A 24,395-nucleotide genomic window follows, 5' to 3' on the forward strand; every position below is an offset into this window, starting at 1 on the left:
AGCAAAAAGATGAACGATCAGACAAAACACAGGGCCGATGAGACGACGCCGTTGCAGGGCAAGGTGATCCTCGAGCCCAGCGTGTCGGTGGCGAGCGAAGAGCGGCCGCCGGCTCCGGCCCAGCAGTTGGAAGAGGCTAGCTTCGAGCGCCTTGACGAGCTCGATGATTTCACCGAAGTGGAGCCCGCCTTCACCATCAAGCCGCGTCGTCGCCATCGGCTGCTCGCCTGGGGACTGGGGGCGGTTGGCCTGCTCTCTTTGGGGCAATATGGCGTCTTTATCTATGACCAGTTGCTCACTACACCGCTTTGGGGCAGCGCCTGGTTGCTGGCCTCCGGTCTGGTGGCCGTGGGCACGGCTGGCGTAGTGGGGCGGGAGTGGTTGCGGCTGCGCACCCTCAAGCGGCGCCAGGATGTGCGCTCGCGCGCCGACGATCTGCTGGCCCGTCAGAGCGTCGGGCAGGGGCAGGCTTTTTGCGAGGCGCTCGCCGAGAAGAGTGGCGACAAGGGGCGCGAGGGGTATCAAAGCTGGCTGAGCCAGCTTGACGAGAGCCACAGCGATCGGGAAGTGCTGACCCTATACAGCCAATTGGTGCTCACCGAGCGTGACAAGCTGGCCCAGGCCCGGGTGGCCAAATGGTCGGGGGAGGCCGCCGTGCTGGTGGCCCTGAGCCCCCTTGCCACCGTCGACATGATGCTGATGCTGTGGCGCAACCTGCGGATGATCGAGGACATCGCCGACGTCTATGCCATCGAGCTCGGTTACTGGAGCCGCATCCGCCTCATTCGTCAGGTATTTCGCAACATGCTCTATGCCGGTGCCACCGAGTTGGTGACCGAGGTGGGGATGGACTTGCTGGGAGCCGAGCTGGCCGCCAAGCTCTCCGCCCGCGCCGCACAAGGGGTGGGCGCGGGTCTGCTCACTGCCCGCCTTGGCCTGCGTACCATAGAGGCGTGCCGCCCGTTGCCCTGGTGTGGTGACGAGAAGCCCAAGCTCGGTGAGCTGCGCAAGCGGCTCATCGGTCAGCTGGCGGGGTATCTCAACAGGGGGTGACGGCCCGGGCCTCGATTGTGGTTGTCACAAATTGTTTACAATTTGCATCGATAGCCGACCCCGGGGTCGGCTGCTTTTTTGAGGGGCAAACCGTTACAGTGATCCTGTCAGTCAACGATGAGTCGCCGATGCTTGGATGTCCGGGCGTGCGCACAGGATGGAACCGCTCATGGCAAGTCTCTACACAGCACACCAGCCAGATCCCCTGGGTCTTGTCCATTACTCGAATGAGGAGCATGGCACCTGGCAAATCCTGATCGAGCGCCAGCTCGCAGCCCTTGCTGGCAAGGCCTGCGACGACTATCTGGCGGGGCTGGAATGCCTGCAGTTACCCCGTGATCGCATCCCCCAGCTGATGGATATCAATGCGGTGCTGCAACCTGCCACCGGCTGGTCGGTGGCTGCAGTGCCCGCACTTATCTCGTTCGACCGCTTCTTTGCCCTGCTGGCCAATCGCCAGTTTCCGGTGGCTACCTTTATCCGGCGCCGGGATGAACTCGACTATCTGCAAGAGCCCGACATCTTCCACGAGATCTTCGGCCACTGCGCCATGCTGACCAATCCCGCCTTCGCCCACTTCACCCATGTCTATGGCCAGCTTGGCCTGCAGGCGAGCAAGGAGGATAGGGTCTTTCTGGCCCGGCTCTACTGGTTCACGGTGGAGTTCGGCCTGCTCAATACCCCTGCCGGGCTGAGAATTTACGGTGGCGGCATTCTCTCCTCCATCGGCGAGACCGCCTATGCCATCGGTGGCCAGCCTGTGCTGCAACCCTTCGATCCCATAGAAGTGCTGCGCACCCCATACCGTATCGACATCATGCAGCCCACCTATTTTGTGCTGCCTGAGCTGGCGGCGCTCTACCGTTTGGCGGAGCAGGACATCATGGCCATGGTGGGGGAGGCGAGGCGCCTCGGCCTGCGCCCGCCACGCTTTGAGCCGGCGGCCGGCAAGCAGGCGAGCTGAACTCACCACGATTTTTCGTTATCTCATTCCCATTGATGAACAAGGAGAGACCCATGTCCGAACTGGCCAGCCAGCAGTGTGAAGCGTGCCGCGCCGATGCCCCCAAGGTGAGCGAGCAGGAGCTGAGCGAACTGATGCACCTCATTCCTGACTGGCAGCCGCTGGTGGTGAAAGGAGAGCTGCAACTGAGGCGGGAATTTACTTTTCGCAACTTCAAGGAGGCGCTGGCGTTTACCAACCGTCTGGGTGAACTGGCGGAGGCTGAGTTTCATCACCCTGCGATCCTGACCGAATGGGGCAAGGTGACCGTCAGCTGGTGGACCCACAAGATAGGCGGATTACACCGCAACGACTTTATCATGGCGGCGCGTACCGACCAGTTGCTCAGCGATCCGCTGCACAAATAAGCCTCCTCCAGTGACTCGGGCCTGCCCGGCGAAAGCGGGGCGGGCCCGCATTTTTATGGGCCAGCGCTCGCACTGGCGGGATCGAGTCTGTATTATCCGGTCATTCATAGAGTTAGCTAGGAAGTGTGTCCCGAATGCGTCTTGAAGTCAGCTGTGAAGACCGCCTGGGCCTGACCCGGGAACTGCTCGACCGTCTGGTGGAGCACAACATCGATCTGCGCGGCATCGAAATCGATACCTCAGGCATCATCTATCTCAACTTTCCCGAGCTGGAGTTTCGCGATTTTCAGCACCTGATGCCGGAGATCCGCCGCATTCCCGGCGTCTATGACGTCAAGACCATCCCCTACATGCCATCAGAGCGTGAACACCACGAGATTGAGGCCCTGCTCAAGGCGCTGCCGGATCTGGTGTTCTCTCTCGACGCCAAGGGCAAGGTGACCCAGGCCAACCAGTCTGCTCTGACGACCCTGGCCCTGCCGGTGGAAGAGATACGTGGCATGGCCCTTGGTTCTCTGGTCAAGGGGTTCTCCTTCAGCCGCTGGCTGGAGGCGAGTGAAATCAAGCCGCAGACCTGCAAGCTCAGCTTCAACGGCGAAGAGTATCTGGCGGATCTGATGCCGCTGTTCGTGGCCGAAGAGAAGGGCCGCCAGGCTCTGGCCGGCGCCGTCGTGGTGCTCAAATCTGCCCGCCGGGTAGACATGCACTTCAGTGCCTTGCACGCGGTGGAAGTGGGGGGCTTCGAGCATCTGCAGGCCGAGAGCCAGAAGATGAAGCAGGTACTGGTAGAGGCGAGCAAGCTGGCGATGCAGGATGCGCCGTTGCTCATCGTCGGCGAGACTGGCACCGGCAAGGAGCTGCTGGCCCGCGCCTGCCACGGTGCCAGCCTGCGCTCCAGTCACCCCTTCATGGCCCTCAACTGCGCCGCCATGCCGGACAACGTGGCCGAGAGCGAACTGTTTGGTTACGCCCCCGGTGCGTTTGGCAACAACACCGAAGGCAAGCGCGGCGTGCTGGAGCTGGCCAGCGGCGGTACCCTGATGCTGGACGAGATCGGCGACATGTCTGCCCATCTGCAGACCAAGTTCCTGCGGGTGCTGCAGGACGGGGTGTTTCGCCGGGTCGGTGACGAGCAGGAGGTGAAGGTCAATGTGCGCTTCATCTGTACCACCCAGAAGCAGTTGCTGGATCTGGTGCACGACGGCAAGTTCCGGGAAGATCTCTACTATCGCCTCAACGTGTTGAGTCTGGCGCTGCCCCCTCTGCGCGAGCGCAAGGCGGACATAATGGCGCTGGCCCAGCAGTTTGTTTCCCGCTTCGCCAGCGAGTTGCAGCGGCCAAGACCGCGCTTTACCCGCAACATGGCCGAGTACCTGACGGCCTACCGCTGGCCCGGCAACGTGCGTCAGCTGCGAAACTGCCTCTACCGCGCCATGACGTTGCTGGAAGGGGACGAAATCGGCCCGGAGCACGTGGATCTGCCTGTGGCCGCCGATGCCATGCCGCTCATCGACGAGTGGTTCGAAGGGGGCCTGGACGAGGCGGTGAAACGCTTCGAGAGCCGGCTGCTTGAACGGCTCTATCCAGCGTTTCCTTCCACTCGTCAGCTGGCCAAGCGCCTCGGCGTGTCGCACACCGCCATCGCCAACAAATTGCGTGAATACGGGATCAGCAAGAAGTAAGCGAATGAATTCAAGTGATATATCGGGGCTCACGCCAGCGTGGGCCCTCTTCTTATCGCGACAATTGCTGGCGCACCCCCTTGCTCTGTCGATGTTGCCTTGTCATGCTGCTGACAAGTTCAATACTACATTCATCCGGATCTCCCTGAACGGGCATCAGCCCTTCAAATAGACCGCATGTTCAATAAGCGCAGGCATGATGCACTTTTTTTCTCTGACCCGGTCCCTGGCGTGGTTGACGCTCCTGTTCTGCTCGCTGGCGCTGGCCCGCGAGCACCTTCCTTTGACCTCTGCCGAGCTGCGCTCAGAGCAGGTGCGCCAGACGGTGCTCGACATACTCAGCTACACCCGCTGGCCCACCGAGCCAGAGGCGTTGCGCTTGTGCATCGCCGCGCCGACGGAATATGCCACAGCGCTGTTTGCCATCAAGCAGCAGGCCAATGGCCGGCCGGTCAGTGTACGCCGTTACGATGTCGAGGATGAGATGCTTGGGCGGCAGTGCGATGTGCTCTATCTGGGAGTGCTGGCGCCAGAGCGGCGCCTGCCACTGTTCCAGCGGCTGCGCGGCCATGCGATTCTCAGCATCAGTGAGCAGAGCGCCGAGTGTACCGCCGACGCCGTATTCTGCTTGCAGATAGGGTCGGAGCGTATTCGCTTTCGGGTCAATCTGGATGCTCTCGCCAGGAGCGGAGTGCGGGTTCACCCCGCCGTGCTGAAGCTGGCCAGGGCGGATGAGGAGACACCATGAAGGCGTTTTTTCGTTCACAGGCGCAGCGGCTCACTTTGCGACAGAGCTTGGGACGCACCCACATGGTGACGTCCCTGACCGCTGTTTGTATGGCCGGTCTGCTGTTGACCGGTATTGCTTTGCTGGCCTTGCGTATCTATGCGGACCACAACCTTGAGCTGGTGGCGCGTGCCATCAGTTACACCAGTGAAGCGGCCGTGGTATTCCATGACGAAGAGGTTGCCAAGGAGGCGCTGCAGGCCATTGTCACCCGTGAGGATGTGGCACAGGCCAGTATCCGGTTGCCCAATGGCAGACTGCTGGCAAGCTGGAGCCGGGCCATGACCACCCCCTGGTCTGGCCTTGAGCAGTATCTTGCACAACTCATCCTGCCCGGTCCCGTTGAACACCCCATGATGCGGGGCGGCGTCGAGATAGCCCGTGTCCATCTGGTCTGCCTCATCCTCAGTGCAGTGGGGTCGCTCTATGTGGCGCGCTGGATGCAAAACTCCATCACTGTGCCGCTCAAGAAGCTGGCTCAGGTGGCCCACAGTGTCAGTCGTCAACGTACCCTTGCCATGCGGGTGCCCGAGGCTGACATCGCCGAGTTGCACGAACTTGGCCAGGATTTCAACTCCCTGCTCGATGAGCTGGAGGCCTGGCAGGCCCACCAACGACGGGAGAACGCCAGCCTGCTGCATCAGGCCACTCATGATGCCTTGACCGGTCTGCCCAATCGTGCTCTTTTTGAGGCTCGTCTGGATCAAGCTGTGACCACGGGCCGTTTGCAAGAGGAGCGGTTTGCGCTGCTCTACCTCGACTGTGATCGCTTCAAACAGATCAACGACACCCTGGGCCATGCCGCCGGGGATGACGTGCTGATCGCCTTGGCCAGACGGGTACAACATCAGCTTCGGCCGATGGATCTGGTATGTCGGCTGGGCGGCGACGAATTCGCCATCTTGCTGACGCCTCTGTTGCAAGAGAGCGAAGCGCAGGATGTGGTGTCCCGCATCCAGCTGGCGATGGCCGACCCTGTGGTACTGGGGGATGGTCGTCAGCTGGTGGCCGCCATCAGCATAGGCCTCGCCGTGTATCCGGATGAGGGACTCACTGCCGGTGAATTGTTGCAGCAGGCTGACAATGCCATGTACCAATCCAAACGGCTGCGTCGGGAGCTTGCACTTCATGACCAGCTGGAATTTGATGTTTCTGCTGAGGAAAAATAACAATGAAGATCACTGTCCTGATGAAAACCGGCCTGATCGGCCTGCTGTTGAGCGTGTTGGCGGGCTGTCAAAGTGCCCCTCGCGGTCTGACGGCGGAGCAGATCGGCGTACTCAAGGAGCAGGGCTTTCGCCTGACCGATGAGGGTTGGACTCTGGACTTCTCCAACCGGGTGCTGTTTGCCAACGATTCGGAAACCCTCAACCCTGACACCCGTGTCCTGGTGGAAAAGCTGGGCATGACCTTGCTGGGGGTTGGCCTGAACAAGGCGCGGATCGATGGTCACACCGATTCCAACGGACCTGAGGCTTATAACGATCAGCTCTCTTTGAAGCGGGCGAAATCGGTGGCCGATGTGCTGGTGTCGGTCGGCATGCAGCCGGCCAACCTTGACATCCGTGGCCGCGGTGAACGGGATCCGGTGGCAGACAACAAGACGGCTGCCGGTCGGGCAGAGAACCGCCGCGTTGGCATCATCATCAGCAACGAATAAGCCGGTTGTGTGGATAAAAAAAGAGCGCCTGATGGCGCTCTTTTTTGTGGCTGACCCGCTTGCTGCTCGAGTTGTTCGCAGCCGTGGTGACCGCTCTTGGCAAAATGATGGAAAAGGAGGATGAGTGCTGGCCCGACATGGCTTGTCCCAGCGCCTTGAAAAGATAGAATGGCGACCGACCAGAGGGAGAAATCTATGTTTCGTTTAGGGCTCATCATTAACCCGGTCGCCGGCATTGGTGGCGCGGTTGGTCTCAAGGGCAGTGACGGCGTGGTGGCTGAAGCGCTGGCTCGGGGGGCCGTGCCCAAGGCGCAGGAGCGGGCACGACAAGCCTTGTTGCCCCTGTGCGATCTTGCCACCCCATTTGAGCTGCTCACGGTCGCGGGCGAGATGGGGGCCGATCTCACGGCGTCTCTTCAGTTGCCTTGTCGCATCGTCTATCAGCCCGCCGCAGGGGCCACCACGGCGGCCGACACTCGCGCCGCAGCCGACTTGATGCGTGCGGCCGGCGTCGATCTGTTGCTGTTTGCCGGCGGCGATGGTACGGCGCGGGACATTTGCGCCGCTGTCGGGGAATCCTGCCATGTGCTCGGTATTCCGGCGGGCTGCAAGATCCACTCCGGCGTGTACGGCGTGACCCCCGCAGCCAGTGGTCGCGTGGCAGCCCGCATGATCGCCGGCGAATTGCTGAGTCTGGTGGATGCCGATGTGATGGACATCGACGAGGAGGCATTTCGCCTGGGCAAGGTGCGAGCCCGCCACTATGGCCAACTGCTGGTTCCGGGGGATCTGCGCTACGTGCAGGCGGTCAAGCAGGGGGGGCGGGAGTCCGAAGAGCTGGTACTGGCAGATCTCGCCGCCGGTGTGGTGGAGCAGATGGAGCCAGATACCCTCTACCTGATGGGCTCCGGCAGCACAGTCGCTGCCTGCATGGCAGCGCTGGGGCTGGAAAATACCTTGCTCGGCGTGGATCTGGTGGAAAATGGCCAGCTTATCGGGCAGGATCTGTCCGCCGCCGAGATCCTGACCCGGATCCGCGGTCGTCACTGTCGTCTGATCATTACCCTGATCGGCGGTCAGGGACATCTGTTCGGGCGCGGTAATCAGCAACTGAGTCCAGAGGTGATCCGGGCTGTCGGGCGGGACCAGATCCAGGTCCTGGCCACCAAAGCCAAGCTGGCTGCCCTCGGGGGCAGGCCGCTGCTGGTGGATACCGATGATCCGGCACTGAACCGGTCGTTAAGTGGTTATCTGCGCATAACCACGGGATACAAGGATCAGGTCATCTACCCGGTGGCCAACCCGGAATAGGACATCAAGGATGCGGCTGGCCCTTGCGCCAGAGAGCCGCGATCAACCGGATCGCGGTTCCACTCCCCCGAATTATTTTGCCGGCAATTTTTTGCCAGCCACTCTGAAAATGAGGCTGCGTTACATGACGATTCATGAATTTGAGCACAAGTTGTTGGGACTGATAGACGCCATGGTGGCCACGGCGACGGAAGATGAGCTGTTTGCGGGGGGTTATCTGCGCGGTCACATTTCGCTGGCGGTGGCGCGTGCCGAGCTGGAAGGCAAGACACTGGTGCGGGATGTAAAGAGTTATGTACTGCGTAGCCTGAACGAGGCCATCCTGGAGGGGGAGCTCTCTGAACAGGATGAAGAGCTGGTACAAGCCATGTGGCAGCGTCTGCAACAACAAGCAGAAGCTTGATCGAATACACATTTCAAACAGAAGTTTTAGTTGACGCCTCCCTGAAGTTAGTGAAAGGTTAATAATAAGTTTCGCCTTTTGTTTCAGGGATTAAACTATGGCTTCTTCCTCACGTATTGCCAGTAAACTGCCGCTCGAGATGCTCTACCATTGGGAGCGGCAGTGTCCTGACCGAGTCTATCTTCGTCAAACCATCAATCGCGAATACGTCGACTTTACCTGGGGTGAAGTGGCTGACGAAGCGCGACGCATGGTGACGGCGCTGCGTCATCTGGGGCTGGAGCCCGGTGACAAGGTGGCCCTGCTCTCCAAGAACTGCGCCCAGTGGTTTATCGCTGATCTGGCCATGCAGATGGGGCAGTACGTGAGCGTGCCCATCTATCCGACCGCCAACGTCGATACCATCGAATATGTGCTGCGTCACAGCGAAGCCAAGGCGATCTTCGTCGGCAAGCTGGACGACTGGAAGAGCCAGGAGGCGGGAGTGCCTGCCTCCTTGCTGCGCATCGCCATGCCCTATGAGACCATGCCCGCCAGCCATCAGTGGGACGATCTGCTGGAGGCGCACGAACCAATCTCCGACAGCCCGGAGCAGGTGCCGGATGCGCTGCTGAGCCTGGTCTACACCTCAGGCAGTACCGGCAAGCCCAAGGGTGCCATGTTGAGCGTCGAGCGTTATGCCTGGTCCTGTGAAAAGCTGGTGGAAGCGGTGGAGCTGACCGCCAGCGATCGCGGTTTTTCCTATCTGCCGCTCGCCCATATCACAGAGCGGGTTTACATCTATGGCGGCAGCCTGTTCAGCGGCGCCACCATCGCCTTCCCCGAGTCGCTCGACACCTTCATTGATGACGTCAAGCGTTGCCGTCCCACCGTCTTTATCTCTGTGCCCCGGTTGTGGGCCATGTTCCGCATCAAGATCCACGAAAAGCTGCCCCAGAAGAAGCTGGAACTGCTGCTCAAGATCCCGTTTGTCTCGGGGCTTATCAAGGGCAAGTTGCAAAAAGGGCTGGGGCTGGATCAGGCGCGGGTGCTGGGTTGCGGCTCGGCGCCCGTCTCACCCTCGCTGTTGCAGTGGTATCACAGCATCGGCATCAAGATCACCGAAGCCTGGGGCATGACGGAGAATCACGCTTTTTCCACCCTCAACTACCCCTTCCGCGCCGACAAGATAGGCACGGTCGGCAAGGCGGGGCCCGGGGTGACCATCAAGATTTCCGATGAGGGTGAGATCCTCTGTCGCTGTGAGGGCATGATGCTGGGGTACTACAAGGATCCCGAACACAGCAGCGAAGCCATCGACGCCGACGGTTGGCTCCACACTGGCGACATGGGCAAGCTGGACAGAGAGGGCTACCTCACCATCACAGGCCGCATGAAGGATGTGTTCAAAACCGCCAAGGGCAAGTATGTGGCACCTGTGCCCATTGAAGGCTTGCTGGGACAGGAGCCCATCATAGAGCAGCTGTGCGTGATTGGTTACGGCATGCCCCAGCCCATTGCGCTGGTGCAGCTGGCCGAGAGCGCCATGAAGGGTAATCGGGAAAGCATCAATGCCCAGCTGGAGGCGGCGCGCAACCGGGTCAACGATCAATTGGAATCTCACGCCAGAATTCGTGGCATCCTGGTGGTGAAGACGCCCTGGAACATTGAAAACGGTGTACTCACCCCCACCATGAAGATCAAGCGCCACCTGCTGGAGCAAAAATACGCAAACATCGGCGAGCAGTGGTCCTCCTCCCAGAGCATCATCTGGGAATCCTGACAGATTGACGTGACTCAGCGATCAACAACAAGGGGAGCCAATGGCTCCCCTTGTTGTTGGGCGTCATGTACCTCAGACGGCCTGGTATTCCAGCTCGACCGAGCCCAGCGCCTTGAGGGTGGACTGGGCGGAATCCCGCTGGCTGATCTGGCCGTTTTTGCTCTCCAGCAGCACGGCGCGACGGATGCTGGCGAGATCTTCGCCGCACAGCACAGCGTGGGCGCAGGCCATCTGCATCGGCGGTAGGCTGGGATTGAACGCCGCGTTTTCAGCGTAGCGACCACAGAAGAGGCGGCCATCGGCAAACAGCAGGGCCACGGCGGCATAGCCCTGGCTGTAGGGGGCGTAGCTTTGACGGGCAGCCGCCAGCGCCGCTCGCCAGATCGGATCCTCGCTCTCGAGCACCAGTTCGTCATGGGCTTGCGGGCTCATCAGGGCATCGGTGATGTCGAGATCGGCCGGGCCAAAGGAGTGGGGCAGGAAGGATTGCAGAGCGCTCAAGTCGTCAGGCAGGGAGACTTGCAGCGTCTTGGCGGTGCTCAGCTCGTTCATGAACTGGCGGCAATGGCCGCAGGGGGTGTAGTTGACCGTGATCTCGCTGATCCCTGTCTCACCGCCCAGCCAGGCGTTGGAGATGGCGGATTGCTCCGCATGGACCGAGTGAAACAACCCTTGTCCGGCAAATTCCATGTTGGCGCCGAAATACCAGGTGCCGCTCAGGCCGCAGGCGATGGCGCCGACAAAAAATTTGGAGATGGGCGCCACCGAGCAAGCGGCGGCCAGTGGCAGCAGCGCCAGACGCAGGGCGCGATCTTCCAGCCCTGTGGCGGCTTTCAGGGTTGCCACCTGATGTGGCGTGAAACGGGCCTGGAAATCGTTGTCCAGCATGGGCAGCAGCGCCGCTTTGAGCGGGGCGGACAGAGTATCGAGTGGCTTGGCAAAACGGGGATGCATAGTGTGTCCTCAAAGGCCAATTGGGGGGCCATTGTAGGGAGCAAGCTCGGCAAAATGTGTGAGCGCGCTCACGCCCTGACGGGCAAAAGGAGGAGGAGGATAAAGGAAACGTTTGTCTTGCGCAAATTGTGCGTCAGCTCGCACAGTGGCGGGCCAACAGGCCCGCAGCGCCAGTAAATGGGTGACCCTCAGGTCAACCAGTGATAAAGAGCAAACAGCAGGGGGGCGACGGCGGCGGTGAGGATGCCGCACACCACCATGGCCAGTGACGAGAAGGCGCCCTGGGTAATGCCCTTCTCGGCGGAGGTGGCGGTACCGATGGCGTGGGCACAGGCCCCCATGGCGAGTCCCTGGGCTTCTGGATCTGTGACCCGCATCAGCGTGAGCAGCGGGTACCCTATCAGAGCGCCGACGATCCCGACCACCACCACCACGGCCGCCGCTATGGCGGGTATACCGCCGATGGACTGGCTGACGCTCATGGCAAGCGGGGTTGTGATGGACTTGGTGGCGAGCGATGCCAGCAACGTCGGGTCGGCGCCCATAAAATGACCGACAACCAGAGTAGTGCAGACCGAGATCAAGACGGAGGCCAGAGTACAGACCAGGATGGGCTTGAGCCTGGCCTGGATCTGGCGGGCCTGTTGATACAGCGGCAGCGCCAGTGCCACCACGGCGGGTTCCAGCAGGGCCGTGATGGGGAGGGTGCCACTCTCGTACTGCTCAAGGGGTAGATCCAGCCAGAGCAGCAGGCCTATGATGATGGCGGTGGGCACCAGCACGGGATTGATGATGGGCCAGGGCAGACGGCGATAGAGGGCCCGGGTGGCAAAATAGAGTGCCAGGGTCAGGGGAATGGCAAGCCAGAAGATCATTTGTTCATCCTCTGGTACAGGCGCCCGACAGTGCCCAGGATCAAGACTATCCCGAGCACTATGCAGAGCATGATGAGACCGAAGGACTGGCGCAGGGGCTCAAGCCAGGCGACCAGGCCAACGGCCACCGGCACGAACAGGACGCCCATATGCCGCAGCAGCAGGCCGGCACCGAGCTCGACCCAGTGCAGCTTCACCAGCTGCAAGGAGAGCAGCACGAACAGCAGCAGCATGCCGATGATGCTGCCGGGAAAGGCAAAAGGCAGTATGGCGGCCAGGGTTTTACCCACCAGCAGGCAGGCGACTATGACCATGAAGTCGCGAAGGTAGAGCAAGGCACGTTGCGCAATCACCTGAGCCTCAACTTGGAAACTGTGAATGAATGGGCAGTTTACCAGAGAGGCAGGGGCGCGGCATTAAAACAATAACAGCTGAAATCAGTTCGATGATGGCTGATTTCATTGAAGATTCTTTGATAGCAGATCTTTCTGAACCATGGATTTTCAAGACCATGGCGTGCTGAACACATATTTCCCAATTACAAGGAGTAGCCATGACATCCCTCTTGTCCCGCGTGCGTCAACTGGCGGCCGATAGTGATCTGCCCCCTCAGTTGTTGCAGACCCGTCAGTGGGACGGGTCCCTGTGCCGGATCCGGCTCGACAACACGGGCAGTGACGATACCCGGGTCGCTCGCTGGGTACTGTTTGATGGCAAGCTCGGCCTCCCGCTCGACACCCCCCTCTATGGTGAAGGGTTCCAGATGCTGGCCCAGACCATGGGCAGCTGGCAATCCCCGCAACCGGTTGGCCGTTGCCCCGATTCAAGCGTCTATCGCATCACGGACGATGATGGCTATCACACAGTTCATAACCTGTTGCTGGTGGAGCATGACAAGGGTTGGCTGCTGCTCGCCTTTGCCAGTTGCCACCGCTTCGGCGGCGAGTTTCACCTCTACCCGGATGGCCGCTTGCAGATCCTGATGAACTGCGAAGATCGTCTGTTGTCTGCCGGCCAGCACTGGCAAAGCGAGGCGCTGATCTGCCTGGAAGGGGCTGACAGGGAGGCGCTGTTGGCCGAACTGGCGGAGCGGATCGCCGCCGAACACGGCTCGCTGATCGGTCAGGTGGGCGAGCGCCCCAATGGCTGGTGCTCCTGGTATCACTATTATGCGGACGTCAGTGCCGATGACATTCGCGAGAATCTGGCGGTGCGTGCCGAGCGTTTCCCGGCCCTGCGCTATGTGCAGATCGATGATGGCTATCAGGCCAAAATGGGGGACTGGCTTACTCCTTCGCCCAAGTTCGAGCAAGGGGTGGCTGCGCTGGCGGCCGAGATCCACGCCGCCGGATGCGAGCCCGCACTCTGGGTTGCCCCCTTTATTGCCGAGCCAGGTTCACGGGTGTTTCAGGATCATCCCGACTGGTTCGTGAAGGGGGAAGATGGCCTGCCGTTGCCCTCCGAGCGAGTCACCTATGGCGGCTGGCGCTGCACCCCTTGGTACGTACTCGATGGCACCCATCCCGAGGTGCAGGCTCACCTCGAGGGCGTGTTCCGCACCCTGCGCGAGCAGTGGGGCATTCACTACTTCAAGCTGGATGCCAACTTCTGGGGCGCCATCCATGGCGGCCGCTTCCACGATCCTTGCGCCACCCGGGTCGAGGCCTATCGGCGCGGCATGGCGGCCATTTTGCGCGGGGCGGGTGAGGGGGCTTTCCTGCTTGGCTGCAACGCGCCCATCTGGCCGAGCCTGGGACTGGTACACGGCATGCGGGTGAGCGACGACGTGGAGCGCAATGGCCACCGTTTTCGCCAGATCGCCCGCGAGACCTTCTGCCGTGCCTGGCAGAACGACAGACTATGGGCGCTCGATCCTGACTGCATCTGCCTGCGGGATCTGCCGAGTCAGCAGGCCAGCCCTGCGGATTACAGCTTCCATCTGGCGGCGCTGGTGGCAAGCGGCGGCATGATGCTGGCGGGAGACAGACTGCAAGCGCTTGATGGTGAGCAAGGGGGGCAACTGCAAAAGCTGCTGGCCTTGTGTGCAGTCCGTGCCCCGTCTGCCCGTTTCGAGTCGATGGAGTTTGTCTGCGGCGAAGTGGTGTTGCCTGAAGGGGGCAGCCTGCTTTGCCTGTTCAACTGGGAAGCGCAACCCCAGGAGTGCCTGTTGCCGGAAGGTGGGCAGGATTTCTGGGACGAGGGCGCCATCGGTACCTCGCTCACTCTGCAGGGGGGCGAGGGGCGGGTGATCCGCTACCTCTGATCCTTTGCTGCCATAAACAATTCAGGCTCCCATCGGGAGCCTGAATTGTTGGTAAATCCTGTCAATATGCCGACCGCGTGAGGTCAGTAACGCCACTCGAAGCCGATGGCGTAGTTGGCGGCGCCATAGCCGGGGATCTCGTTGCTGGAGAGCAGCGCCTTGAAAGTGAGCCGGGCGCTGAGCGGGATACCGAGCCCCAGGCCGATGGCGACCTCATCATTGGGGTTGCCAATCACGTCGGCCCGGATCATGCGATAGAGCGACAGATCCTTGCTCATGTGCACATAGCTTTGTGAACTTTGGTTATAGAGCTGACCAAAAACCTCCAGCTGGAAACCGGCCTGGGGGGTAATGGCCAGCGGCACCCCCACAAAGTTGTAGAGATCGGAGCGGTTGAAATAGCTGTTGGTGATCTGGGGGGTGAAGTCGGTCTGCTGGTAGAGGTGGTTGAAGTTGCTTTCGATCAGTTGATAGGTTTGCTGCGGCAACCGCAACAGGTAGTCGGGGACATCAAAACGTACTGCCGCCATGCTGGCCGATGGCAGCAGGGAGCAGACGAACAAACCGAAACCGGGCAATCCTGAGCGCATCAGATGAAGCATCTCCAAGGGGCGATAGCCAAACACAGTCAATGCAATGTTAGTGCACAAATAGTTGAAATTTCGGGAGTCTTTACTCCCCTGCCCATTATGAATGGGGTGAGGGGAGCATACAGTCATTTAACTGTGAAACCGATCACATCTCATAGATCTTCGAGGTAGCGATAGAGACTCTTGAGAATCGCAAAGTTCCGTTCGTTCCCCTGATTCTGCTCCGCCAGTGCTTCGAGACGAGGGGCATAGTCCGGCAGGCGGCGGCTGAAATAGTCGCTGCAGTGCAGACGCCAGCGTTTTTGCTCCGCCTCGCTCAGAGTGTGGGGCCAGTTGCGGGCGCGGTAGCGAAACAGCATCTCTGGCAGTCGCGCATCTGTGAAGGCAAACTCACGCTCACCCAGCAGATCGGCCGGGGTAGCGCGTACCAGATCCATGGTGGACTTGTCGCCGTGGCCGAAGAAACCGGCGTAGAGCTGGGTATCGGGGTCCGGGTCATTGCTGCCCGCGAACTCCTGATTGAACACCTCCACCAGTTTTTCACGCACCTCGGGGTGAGCGCGCAGCAGGTTCAGGCTCTTGCGGCACTGCTCCCGGTCGATGGTGAGCTCATCGGCACGTTCCGGTGTCAGGGTGGCGGCTGGCGCCAGCACAGGGCACTTGTTGATGTGCACCAGTTTCACCGGAATGGCGGCCAGATCCCCCAGCTCGTCCTTGCGGGTATAGAGCCGCTCGCGGATCTCCTCGCTGGAAAGCTCGATGAGCGGGGTCGGGTCGCGGGTCAAATCCACCATGATCACCGCATTCTGGTTGGTGGGGTGCCAGGCGAGTGGCGATACCCAGCTCACGCACCCCTGCCAGGGGGAGAACATGCCGGAGACGTGGACCAGCGGCTTCATGGTCACCACATCGATGAGCGCCTTGACCTTGTTCTTGTTGCGCAGGGCAAACAGGTATTCAAACAGCTTGGGCTGGGCTTTTTTCACCAGCTTGGTCATCTCTATGGTGGCCAGCACGTCCGAGAGCGCATCGTGGGCATTGGCGTGGGATACACCGTTGGCTACCGTGAGCTTTTCGAGACGAAAACTTGGTTTGCCCTCCTCATCAAAGGCCCACTCGATCCCCTCCGGGCGCAGGGCATAGCAGGCCCGCAGCATGTCGAGGATATCCCAGCGGGAGTTGCCGTTTTGCCAGGCGTAGGCGTAAGGGTCATAGAAGTTGCGATAGAGGGTGTAGCGGGTCACCTCGTCATCGAAGCGGATGCTGTTGTAGCCCAGCACGCAGGTATTCGGTGTAGCGAACTGCTCGTGGATCTGGCGGATGAAATCTGCCTCGCACAGTCCGTCTTTCATCGCCTTTTGCGGCGTGATGCCAGTGATGAGGCACGCCTCTGGATCCGGCAGATAATCCGCCGGCGGCTTGCAATAGATGACCAGTGGCTCGCCGATGATGTTGAAATCCGCATCGGTGCGAATACCGGCAAACTGCGACGGCCTGTCCTTCGCCGGACTGATCCCGAAGGTCTCGTAATCGTGGAAATAGAAAGTAGGATTTGTCTGCTGGCTCATTTCGTGGTTCTGAATTGTGTTTATATGCTTGAAAAACAAGTCGTTATACGGTGCGTCATCTCAGATTGTCTCACTTTGTCCGATCTTGATTCAGTCCGTTTCAGACCAGTTTGGTACGTATCTGCGTACAGGTCAGGACGCGTTAATGTGTCAGTGAAAAATCAGATGACCAATCACAGGAGAGTCATATGCCACTTACTGATGCGAAGCTACGGGCCCTCTATGGTAAGCCCTACTTTGGCAAGACGGAATTGTCAGATCGTGATGGATTGTCAGCTCGGGTCACCGAGCGTGGCACCATTTCATGGCAATATCGCTATCGCTGGCAAGGAAAGGCGGCGAGACTCAAAATTGGACGCTATCCCGACCTTAAACTCGCTGATGCCAGGGCATTGATCCCTGCTATCCGTGGTGCACTGGAGCGTAACGAACACCCCAGAGTTTTCTGGGATAAGCTCCACCAGAAGCATGATGTCACACTTAAACAGTGCTGCGAGCATTTTCGTGAGCACCATCTGCCGAAGCTGCGGCCCCGTACGGTCATGCTCTATGAGCATACCATGCAGCGCTATTTCGAACCTCTGTTTATTGGTATTCCGGTGGAACAGATCCCGTTTTCCAGCTGGCTGGAGTGGTTTGATAAAATTGGCAAGAAAAAGCCCAAAAATGCGGGTCATTTATTGCGCAGATTAAAGTCCATTCTTAGCTTTTGTATTCGACGTAATCTCATTGGCGGCTCCCCGGTGTTGCAATTACGCACCGAAGACGTGGGCTCTCAACCTGAGAGAGGCACTCGCGTACTGACCATGCGTGAACTCGCTCAGATTTGGATTGCATTTGAACAGAGTAGGGCCAGCCGCGGATTAAAATTGGCCGCCAAACTGGTGATCCTGCTTGGCTGTCGCAGTGGTGAGGCATTGGGTGCGCAGTGGAGTGAGTTCAATATGGAGGAGCAAATTTGGACGGTTCCGGCTGCTCGAGCCAAATGTGGTGCGCCAATACGTCGGCCTATTCCTGGCAGGGTGATGATGTTGCTGCAAGAAGCGGCAGCGAGATCTCGGCTAAAGGGGGGCCCTGTATGTCGCTCACCTGTGAATCCGAAAAAGTCATTGAGCAGTGCGTCCCTGATCCAGCTAGCAGAGCGTGTGCGAGATAAACTGGATCTGCCGTATTGGCGTATGCATGACATGCGTCGAACGTTGAGTACGCGCCTGTCGGAAGAACGCGTCATGCCACAGGTAACCGAGAAAATGCTTGGCCACCGAATGGCGGGTGTGATGGCTATTTACAATCTTCATGATTGGACTAATGAGCAACGTGAGGCATATGAGTTATGGGATAAAAAATTAATGGAAGCTGTAAAATCCTTGCAGGAACTCAAAATATAACCGAACCATAATATTATATAATTCATCATCTAAGATGAGTGCCTTTCACTTGATATCCAGCTATTTACCGCAGCGGTCGAATAAAAGCCTTTGTTGAGAGGTGGTGGGAATTTGTTTTCTTTAATCCATCTATACAGCGTCGATCTAGATATGCCAAGTTTTTTTAATAGTGTTTTTGTCCTTATTAGTGCTGGTTCATTGTTGTTCATATAGCCTCCTATTTTTTTAGGAGGTTAAACATGATTGGTATATGTGTCAATTTACCATATTTTTAGACGACTTGCTTTTATGATATAGAAAAACAAGTCGTCATTTTCATACTGCTAAAATAAATTTAATAATTGTTTTTGTGTATTATAGAAGCAATAAAAAAGGCTATGGAACAATATGACTTATGGTCATGACATGTAAATTTCAATAAAAATTATGGCTCGTTTTAGCTCTCGATAGTTGGGTATGGAGTGTGTTCGTGTTGTTAAGTCAACGGGTGGCTCTATTCATTATTGGTAAAGTTGTAAAAGTGATTGGATAGGTTAGCCCCGAGGGGGTAATAAAGTGGGGGTTAAGCAGAGAGTTAATAAAGTCTTTGTGTTTTACAGGATTGTGAATCCGTTCACAAATTATGACGTTTTTTTAAAAACATCATGTCACGCATTGCAAATTGGATTCGTTGGAGTATTGCTTGAGGTTTCATATGGTTATATTAGTTCCGGAGAAACTATTGATGTCAAAGCTACTCCTTATGGCTGCAACCTTGGTTGCAAGTAATGCGGTGATGGCCACTACGGTTATTGATGTAAACGTAATGGTTCCTAAATCCATCGTTGATCAAGATGGTGCCGAAAAAGTGTTTAACACAATTCACCAGCGCGTAGCGGCTATGGACGAGTATTACACTAGTCAACGCACCGGCATCGTCAAAAATGGCAATCCTGAGAACCTGCATTTCGAGGTGAAGCAGATCCTCGTTATGAGCGATACCGTCCTGAACCCGACGTGTAAAACAGGCTACTCAGCCGCGGTTGTTCTGCTCAACGAAAAGGTTATCGGTGTTCGTAGCTCTTATGGCCCGAACTTCGGCATCATGGCGCCTCCGCTGTGGGACGGTGTATGCACCAACGAGCAAGACATTCAAGACCTGACTTTTGCTGTGCACAGCTCTGGTGCCGATATGTGGATCACCACAAAGGGCGGCCCAGATGGCAAGTTTGATGGGATGGCTTCTGCTGGCCCTGACTTCTGGGTGAGCCGTTATGACACCACCCCTGATACCTACGCACATGAAGCATTCCACCTGTTCGGCGCAGAAGATCTTTACAACCGTAAAGGTGCAGAAGGATTCTGCGACCAAGGAGGCATCTGGGCTGGTCGTCTGATGTGTGGTTACGGTGATCTGACCAAGAACAACATGTTCGGTGGCAGTCCTTCTGCCATTGATCAAGGGGATATTTACCCTTACGGTCCAAGCGAGAGGTATTTACTCCAAAACTTCTACAACAACCCTGACAGCCCTGATGCCGCTCGCCTGTTGACGATGCCTGATGGCAACCTCCGCGCTTACTACGGATGGACAAAAGGCACTGGTGCAGGCGTCATGCCGAGTGCAGACGTTGCTGATCGCACTTTCACAATGAAAGTAGACAGCACTACCCTGACCAATGCGAAGCCGTACATCGATGTTACCATCACTGCCTCTGGCACTGATGCTGCCGGTAAGCGTCTCTCTGTAGAGCTGTATAGCGAGTCTGGCAGCGCTGTTGTTGGCCAGCACTACAACGACGGTATCTCGCAACTGGTGCGCTTTGACCCGACTACAGGCCAAACAGCACTCGATGCGGCAGGCAATCCGACTTACACAGTGCGTTTGACCGCCCGTGATCTGGCGTTCGTTGGTGCCAAGAGCTTCACCCTCGGTCTGCGTAGCGGTACTGGCGGTAATGTGATTACCCAGCCAATCGTTATTACTGTGCAAGGTGTCAACACTGATGATGGCCGCAACGATGGTGGTGACAACGGTGGCGGTGGTTCGACAGGACCGATCTCATTGCTGACTTTGGTTATCTGCGGGTTGGTTCGCCGGCTTAAAATGTGTTGATAAGCCTTGTACCAATACCCTTTTTCATCATTATGGCAAGGTGGCCAAGCTGCGTTGGCATGGTGAGTCGCCAAAGCACCCAGATGTTATGAGTGTTGCCGAGAATAATTACGGGCGTCCCCAAAACACGAATTCCGATTAAACGATTTATTACAGTCAAGGCTCCCGCCATGTCGGGAGCCTTTCTTATTTCTATCTCTCTTTGCCGGATGTGCGGAGAAGTCGGACATCATGGTGCCATGGTTAACTTGGTCGCATTTGTAGGTCTGCACTCTTGAGCTTGAAGGTACAGCCTTGCTGGATAAGCTCCTCCCGGTTGGCCAGCACCAGCGGGTAGAGCAGGGGATGGTGTTGGTGTTCGCCGTTATAGCTCACTTGCATTCGCTCTAATGCGTAGTGCATCAAAGGGATGCGCTGGCTGATCAATAGCTGGTTCCCGGTCATTGCATAGTCGCTGGCGATGATGGCTTGCTGCCCTTGACTAAGGCTTGGATTGGGAACGACTACAGCAGTTACCTGGGTGTTCCACTCCAGATCCTGATCCCGGCCGTGAGGGGAGGCATCCAGCAGATCCGGTTCGCCGCGAAAACGACTCATCACAAAGTCTAGATATTCCCCTTTCTTCTCGCAGTAGGCACGTACGTGCCAGCGGATCCCGTCATAGACCAGAGTGTGAGGCACGATATTGCGGCCACTCTGCTCCTCTGAACTGAGGGATACGTAATCGACATCGACCCGAAACTGGCCACGCGCCGCTTGCACCAGACCACGCACGATTTTCGGGTCGATATGGCGGTTTGGCACATCCAGGATTTCGATATGGCCGTAGCGCAGATCCATCAGCGGCAGCGTTAACAGGCCCGCTTCATGTTGGCGCTGGTGCTGCTTTTCACGGTGTAGCAGCATCAGGTACTCATCTACTTTTCCCTCACTAAAGCGCGGGACAAAGTGCTCTGTGGGTTTGTATCCCTTCAGGCTTCTGTCATAGACCAACCCTTTCGGTGAGTAGTGGGTCAGGTAGTGGTTGATGTCCCGCGATGCCTGTTGGCGACCGATATTGAAGGCGGTGATCAAATGATTGGTGGTCAGCCGTCCTTCCCACTGCAATACGATTTCCAGCAGACGAAAGCGCAGGGTTTGATCCCAGGTGAGCTCTTTGGGTGCCATACGTGCTCCAAAATGCGACATGTTTATGTAACCAGTATCGGCATGAGTATACAGGCTACATATAATGAGTCCATCGGAATGAGCGCCAAAGGAGCATGTCATGAACGGGAAGCTGGATAGTGCGTACAGCCATCACGCCGCGTGCCGGATGCAGCAGCGCGGTATTGCACCCGAGCTGGTAGAGCTGCTGCTGAACATCGGACGCTCTGCGTATCACCAGGGGCGCGAACTGGTTTATCTCGATCGCAAAGGAGTGGCCATGCTGCAAGCCGAGTACGGATTGCCCGCGAAATGTTGCCAGCGGCTGCGCCGTCACTATCTGGTCCTGCAAGACGGCGAGATTGTCACCGTCGGTCATAAAACCACTCACTTCAAACGCGATCGTCACTGAGGCGCTATGAACTCAAGTCTGTTATCAGGTCAGGCGGCCATGCCCCTGATCAAGGGGATCTATTGCCTGCTGTCAGCCGAGCAAGCTAGGGAGCTGACCGCTCTGCTTGCCAAAGGCGCGTGTCACCAAGAGGGTGAGACTTCACCGCTGGCGGTGGTGACGGCATTGGCTATCCATGTCGAGCAACATCGGCTGGATTGCACGTCACAGCCAATCTATCTGGGGCGTGAGCAACTGATGACCGGTGCAGCCGATTTGCTGGGGGAGGCTGCTCGCTTTGAAGATCAGGATGCGTTTCGTCTGTTGGCGCTGCTACTCGACAAATTGCTGCGGGGAGGGCGTGGCAGCCGTCAGGCCAAGCTGGATGGACTCACGCCAAGCGTGATGGAGCAGCGGGCGCTGGGAGCAACATCTCCAAATAGCGGCGCTGTGGTACGTGGCAGCTGGCGGCGCAAGTCACGCAATCAGCTGGGCCATGCCAGCTGGCTGGATGTAGTGGAGGCAGCCCTCTGGTGCTTCTGGCATGGTGACGATTTGGCAAGCGGCGAAGTGCTACTCGGTGTGCTGCTGGGCAGAGATGAGCGAGTGCGGTTGGTCTATGGTCTGTTGGCCGGTGCTTTCTATCTGTCAGATCGGGCGGATTGAAGAGGCAGGGCAGTCGTTACCCCGCCATCTTGCACGCGGTTAACCCGCCATCTCTACCACCGGGTAACAGGCATCTCCCCACAGGGTATCGGGATGGGCCATCATCAACTCGATGATCACTGGCACCAGTTTGCCGAGCAGGTTGGCACAATCCTTCAGTTGTTTGCGATTGACCGAGCTGTTCCAGGTCGCACCGCCATGGATCAACTGGTTGCGCAAGGTATAGAGGCGGTTAAACACCACCCCCAGCAACTGCGGGGTGTTGCCGCTGGCAAGCGCCAGGGTCGCCATCTTCTTGCCCTGTGCCAGCCGCTCTTTCCACTGGGTTTCGCTTATCTTGCCGCTGTGATAATCCCAGAAGCTTTGCAGCACAAACGGGGTGTCCAGCAGTATGCGGATACTGCCCGAGAACTCTTGCCAGACCAGCTGCTCGATCTGCTGGTGTTCATCCAGGTCGCACAGTTTCTCCAGAAAGCCTTTGAAGGTCTCCTGTTCAGAGAGGCGACGATCGTCATCGATTTCAGTGGCATAAGCCGCATTGAACGCAATCCAGAGAAAGATAAAGCGGCCATCTTCATCTTCGGCCATTTCAGCACGTTGCAGCCAGCTTAAGGCACGATGAACTCGCAGGTTGAGGTTGCTGGGAGAGTGTTCACGCAGAGTCCGGTAACGAGTTTTCAACTGTTCAAAATTCAACGACGATCTCCTTCTCAATCAGATGAATAGCCAGCTTTGCCAACCATACTCTCTGTCCTGCTGCTTGATCATCAGGTTGGTGAGGAACTGGCTGGAATAGCAATGTGGTGATAGCAGTGGCTACTTGCGGATGACACCCTGTAGCGTTGCAATGGCCAGCTCCACCATGGTGGCCGACGATTGTTCCAGTGGGGCATGGTGGCACTCGGGACAGGCCTCAAACCAAGTGTGGCCACGTACCATAACATCGCTCTTGGGAACAACCGTCTTGTGCCAGCCACATGTTGGGCAGCGATAAGTAGAAGGGGGTGGTTGTATCGGCATGATATCCCTCAGGCAAGTTCCATTTGGCCTAGAGTAACACGGCTCAAATTATTGCAGTGAGCTCCTTGTTCACACTCAATAGAGTCAAAGTTGTATCCGCCTGAAAACACGACATGTGCAAAACCCCAGTATCGAAGCTGTGCGGCTGGCCCGGTATAGTCAGCCGAGTTCACGTCAGAGGGGATATGCGATGAGTAACCAACCCGGCTTTTGGTTAGCGACACGCCAGTTGTCACTGGCCGCACTGCTGCTGTGTCTAACGCCGCAAATCGTGTTTGCCGCCGACTGCACCTATCGGGAAGATGCGTTGGGCAATACCCGTTATCAGTGTGACGATGGCAAAGAGGGCACCCTGCGTGAGGATGCGCTTGGCAACATAAAAGACTCGGGTACCGGGGCCTTGTTGCACAAATCAGGGAACTATCCAGCCAGGTGGTGATCTGATCTCCCGGAGCAATTACCGGGCACAGTAGATGGGTAAGTCCAAACACAACATCAGCAACTGGAAAGAATATAACCAAGCGTTGGTGCAACGCGGGTCGCTGACCATCTGGATGGACGACCACGCCATCAAGCAGTGGCATTGTCAGACTCATCATGGTCAGCGGGGGCGTGGCTTCCACTACAGCGATACCGCCATCGAGACAGCACTCATGCTTAAGGGCGTATTCAAGCTACCTCTGCGCGCCCTGGAGGGATTCATCAACTCGTTGTTTACGCTGATGAGGGTGCCTCTGGTATCACCGGATTACAGTTGCATCAGCAGGCGGGCCAACACGGTGGAGGTCAAGTACCGGTTGCCCAGCCAGGGGGCAGTCGCCCACTTGGTGATTGATGCGACCGGGCTCAAGGTCTATGGCGAAGGTGAGTGGAAAGTCCGAAAGCATGGCAAGGAGAAGCGGCGCGTCTGGCGTAAGCTCCACTTGGCAGTGGATGCCGCCACCCATGCGATTGTCGCAGCCGAGGTTAGCCTTGAGACGGTGGCAGACAACGAAGTTCTACCCAACTTGCTCAACCCGTTGCGACGCAAGATAGAGCAAGTCAGTGCGGATGGGGCTTATGATACAAAAGCCTGTCATGCCCTACTCAAGAAAAAAGGTGCCAAGGCCACCATCCCACCCAGAAAGAATGCGGCATTGTGGGAAGAGGGGCATCCGCGCAACGAAGCGGTGACGGCCCTCAAGGCAGGAGAGCTGGCGCAGTGGAAGCAGGCCACTGGTTACCATCAACGCTCGAAAGCCGAGACAGCAATGTACCGCGTCAAGCAGCTCATCGGCGCCAAGCTAAGCCTAAGAAATTACAACGCGCAGGTAGGAGAGGCCTTGGCGTGGGTGAAGGCCATCAACAGGATGACCGGGCTTGGTATGCCTGTACGGCAGCAGGTCAACTGAGCGAAACCGGCGCTTGGAG

At 57.8% G+C, this 24,395-nt stretch carries 27 protein-coding genes; 17 read left to right on the forward strand and 10 right to left on the reverse strand.

Translation table 11 applies throughout. The features are described from left to right. Positions 1-9 precede the first annotated feature (9 nt). From OKC28_RS06485 to OKC28_RS06530, 10 genes are all read left to right on the forward strand, one after another. Positions 10-1,053 carry a YcjF family protein gene (locus tag OKC28_RS06485; protein WP_270688262.1) on the forward strand — a complete coding sequence of 348 codons (1,044 nt, stop codon included), beginning with the start codon at positions 10-12 and terminating at the stop codon, positions 1,051-1,053. Positions 1,054-1,222: 169 nt separating this feature from the next. Continuing rightward, complete coding sequence (gene phhA / locus OKC28_RS06490; RefSeq protein WP_219592661.1) at positions 1,223-2,017, forward strand: phenylalanine 4-monooxygenase; 795 nt, start codon at positions 1,223-1,225, stop codon at positions 2,015-2,017. Positions 2,018-2,070: 53 nt separating this feature from the next. Continuing rightward, positions 2,071-2,424 carry a 4a-hydroxytetrahydrobiopterin dehydratase gene (locus OKC28_RS06495; RefSeq protein ID WP_005310774.1) on the forward strand — a complete coding sequence of 118 codons (354 nt, stop codon included), beginning with the start codon at positions 2,071-2,073 and terminating at the stop codon, positions 2,422-2,424. Positions 2,425-2,558: 134 nt separating this feature from the next. After that, the gene (gene tyrR / locus OKC28_RS06500) at positions 2,559-4,106 is read left to right on the forward strand and encodes a transcriptional regulator TyrR (protein WP_256688200.1); all 1,548 of its coding nucleotides are present in this window, start codon (positions 2,559-2,561) and stop codon (positions 4,104-4,106) included. 196 nt (positions 4,107-4,302) lie between these two features. Further along, positions 4,303-4,854 carry a YfiR family protein gene (locus OKC28_RS06505; RefSeq protein ID WP_059112402.1) on the forward strand — a complete coding sequence of 184 codons (552 nt, stop codon included), beginning with the start codon at positions 4,303-4,305 and terminating at the stop codon, positions 4,852-4,854. After that, positions 4,851-6,062 (forward strand): diguanylate cyclase domain-containing protein, encoded by a 1,212-nt coding sequence (locus OKC28_RS06510; protein ID WP_270688267.1) that lies wholly within the window; start codon positions 4,851-4,853, stop codon positions 6,060-6,062. Before OKC28_RS06505 ends, OKC28_RS06510 begins: the two co-directional genes overlap by 4 nt. 2 nt (positions 6,063-6,064) lie before the next feature. Beyond that, a complete protein-coding gene (locus tag OKC28_RS06515; protein ID WP_021139593.1) occupies positions 6,065-6,553 on the forward strand; it encodes an OmpA family protein in 489 nt (162 codons plus the stop codon). A 195-nt stretch (positions 6,554-6,748) separates the two neighbouring features. After that, positions 6,749-7,864: an ATP-NAD kinase family protein gene (locus OKC28_RS06520; protein WP_270688269.1), complete on the forward strand. Its 1,116-nt coding sequence runs from the start codon at positions 6,749-6,751 to the stop codon at positions 7,862-7,864. A gap of 124 nt (positions 7,865-7,988) precedes the next feature. Then, positions 7,989-8,267, forward strand: a complete 279-nt coding sequence (locus OKC28_RS06525; protein WP_034523848.1) for a YfcL family protein — start codon at positions 7,989-7,991, stop codon at positions 8,265-8,267. Between the two features lie 97 nt (positions 8,268-8,364). Continuing rightward, entirely contained in the window at positions 8,365-10,029 is a 1,665-nt protein-coding gene (locus tag OKC28_RS06530; RefSeq protein WP_099993610.1) for an AMP-binding protein, read from the forward strand. Positions 10,030-10,101: 72 nt separating this feature from the next. On the opposite strand, the gene cdd is transcribed toward OKC28_RS06530, so the two are convergent. The 4 genes from cdd to OKC28_RS06550 form a co-directional block, all read right to left on the reverse strand. Next, positions 10,102-10,983, reverse strand: coding sequence for a cytidine deaminase (gene cdd, locus OKC28_RS06535; protein ID WP_256688203.1), 882 nt, complete (start codon positions 10,981-10,983; stop codon positions 10,102-10,104). Positions 10,984-11,171: 188 nt separating this feature from the next. Continuing rightward, positions 11,172-11,858, reverse strand: a complete 687-nt coding sequence (locus OKC28_RS06540; RefSeq protein ID WP_270688272.1) for an LrgB family protein — start codon at positions 11,856-11,858, stop codon at positions 11,172-11,174. After that, entirely contained in the window at positions 11,855-12,211 is a 357-nt protein-coding gene (locus OKC28_RS06545) for a CidA/LrgA family protein (RefSeq protein ID WP_005310798.1), read from the reverse strand. Before OKC28_RS06545 ends, OKC28_RS06540 begins: the two co-directional genes overlap by 4 nt. A gap of 7 nt (positions 12,212-12,218) precedes the next feature. After that, the gene (locus tag OKC28_RS06550) at positions 12,219-12,413 is read right to left on the reverse strand and encodes a hypothetical protein (RefSeq protein WP_125609331.1); all 195 of its coding nucleotides are present in this window, start codon (positions 12,411-12,413) and stop codon (positions 12,219-12,221) included. Here OKC28_RS06550 and OKC28_RS06555 point away from each other — a divergent pair. Continuing rightward, a complete protein-coding gene (locus OKC28_RS06555) occupies positions 12,412-14,121 on the forward strand; it encodes a glycoside hydrolase family 36 protein (RefSeq protein ID WP_219592658.1) in 1,710 nt (569 codons plus the stop codon). The two genes, OKC28_RS06550 and OKC28_RS06555, sit on opposite strands and share 2 nt — an antisense overlap. An 83-nt stretch (positions 14,122-14,204) precedes the next feature. Here the strand turns inward: OKC28_RS06555 and OKC28_RS06560 are convergent, their stop codons facing one another. Beyond that, entirely contained in the window at positions 14,205-14,711 is a 507-nt protein-coding gene (locus OKC28_RS06560; RefSeq protein ID WP_005310800.1) for a hypothetical protein, read from the reverse strand. A 152-nt stretch (positions 14,712-14,863) separates the two neighbouring features. After that, positions 14,864-16,279: an exodeoxyribonuclease I gene (gene sbcB / locus OKC28_RS06565; protein WP_265434014.1), complete on the reverse strand. Its 1,416-nt coding sequence runs from the start codon at positions 16,277-16,279 to the stop codon at positions 14,864-14,866. A 188-nt stretch (positions 16,280-16,467) separates the two neighbouring features. Between sbcB and OKC28_RS06570 the strand changes: the two genes are divergently transcribed. Then, positions 16,468-17,667 carry a tyrosine-type recombinase/integrase gene (locus OKC28_RS06570; RefSeq protein ID WP_270688275.1) on the forward strand — a complete coding sequence of 400 codons (1,200 nt, stop codon included), beginning with the start codon at positions 16,468-16,470 and terminating at the stop codon, positions 17,665-17,667. A gap of 29 nt (positions 17,668-17,696) precedes the next feature. On the opposite strand, the gene OKC28_RS22975 is transcribed toward OKC28_RS06570, so the two are convergent. Continuing rightward, on the reverse strand, positions 17,697-17,876 hold the full coding sequence (locus OKC28_RS22975; RefSeq protein ID WP_408746771.1) for a helix-turn-helix transcriptional regulator: 180 nt from the start codon (positions 17,874-17,876) through the stop codon (positions 17,697-17,699). 485 nt (positions 17,877-18,361) lie between these two features. On the opposite strand from OKC28_RS22975, the gene OKC28_RS06575 reads away from it, so the two are divergent. Next, the gene (locus tag OKC28_RS06575; RefSeq protein ID WP_270688277.1) at positions 18,362-19,762 is read left to right on the forward strand and encodes an SVAGG family GlyGly-CTERM protein; all 1,401 of its coding nucleotides are present in this window, start codon (positions 18,362-18,364) and stop codon (positions 19,760-19,762) included. A gap of 243 nt (positions 19,763-20,005) precedes the next feature. On the opposite strand, the gene OKC28_RS06580 is transcribed toward OKC28_RS06575, so the two are convergent. Next, positions 20,006-20,929, reverse strand: a complete 924-nt coding sequence (locus tag OKC28_RS06580) for a WYL domain-containing protein (protein WP_270688279.1) — start codon at positions 20,927-20,929, stop codon at positions 20,006-20,008. A gap of 100 nt (positions 20,930-21,029) precedes the next feature. Between OKC28_RS06580 and OKC28_RS06585 the strand changes: the two genes are divergently transcribed. After that, positions 21,030-21,320, forward strand: a complete 291-nt coding sequence (locus OKC28_RS06585; protein ID WP_270688281.1) for a DUF4258 domain-containing protein — start codon at positions 21,030-21,032, stop codon at positions 21,318-21,320. 6 nt (positions 21,321-21,326) lie between these two features. Continuing rightward, positions 21,327-21,965: an ADP-ribosylglycohydrolase gene (locus OKC28_RS06590; protein WP_270688283.1), complete on the forward strand. Its 639-nt coding sequence runs from the start codon at positions 21,327-21,329 to the stop codon at positions 21,963-21,965. A 39-nt stretch (positions 21,966-22,004) separates the two neighbouring features. Here the strand turns inward: OKC28_RS06590 and OKC28_RS06595 are convergent, their stop codons facing one another. Both OKC28_RS06595 and OKC28_RS06600 read right to left on the reverse strand, forming a co-directional pair. Next, positions 22,005-22,661, reverse strand: coding sequence for a HEPN domain-containing protein (locus tag OKC28_RS06595; protein ID WP_270688285.1), 657 nt, complete (start codon positions 22,659-22,661; stop codon positions 22,005-22,007). A 120-nt stretch (positions 22,662-22,781) separates the two neighbouring features. Beyond that, positions 22,782-22,904 (reverse strand): hypothetical protein, encoded by a 123-nt coding sequence (locus OKC28_RS06600; RefSeq protein ID WP_270688287.1) that lies wholly within the window; start codon positions 22,902-22,904, stop codon positions 22,782-22,784. 271 nt (positions 22,905-23,175) lie between these two features. On the opposite strand from OKC28_RS06600, the gene OKC28_RS06605 reads away from it, so the two are divergent. Continuing rightward, positions 23,176-23,424, forward strand: a complete 249-nt coding sequence (locus tag OKC28_RS06605; protein WP_270688289.1) for a hypothetical protein — start codon at positions 23,176-23,178, stop codon at positions 23,422-23,424. Between the two features lie 34 nt (positions 23,425-23,458). After that, positions 23,459-24,376, forward strand: coding sequence for an IS5 family transposase (locus OKC28_RS06610; RefSeq protein ID WP_270688291.1), 918 nt, complete (start codon positions 23,459-23,461; stop codon positions 24,374-24,376). Positions 24,377-24,395: the final 19 nt, after the last annotated feature.

It is taken from the genome of Aeromonas sp. D3 (assembly GCF_027705025.1).
GTDB lineage: Bacteria > Pseudomonadota > Gammaproteobacteria > Enterobacterales > Aeromonadaceae > Aeromonas > Aeromonas salmonicida.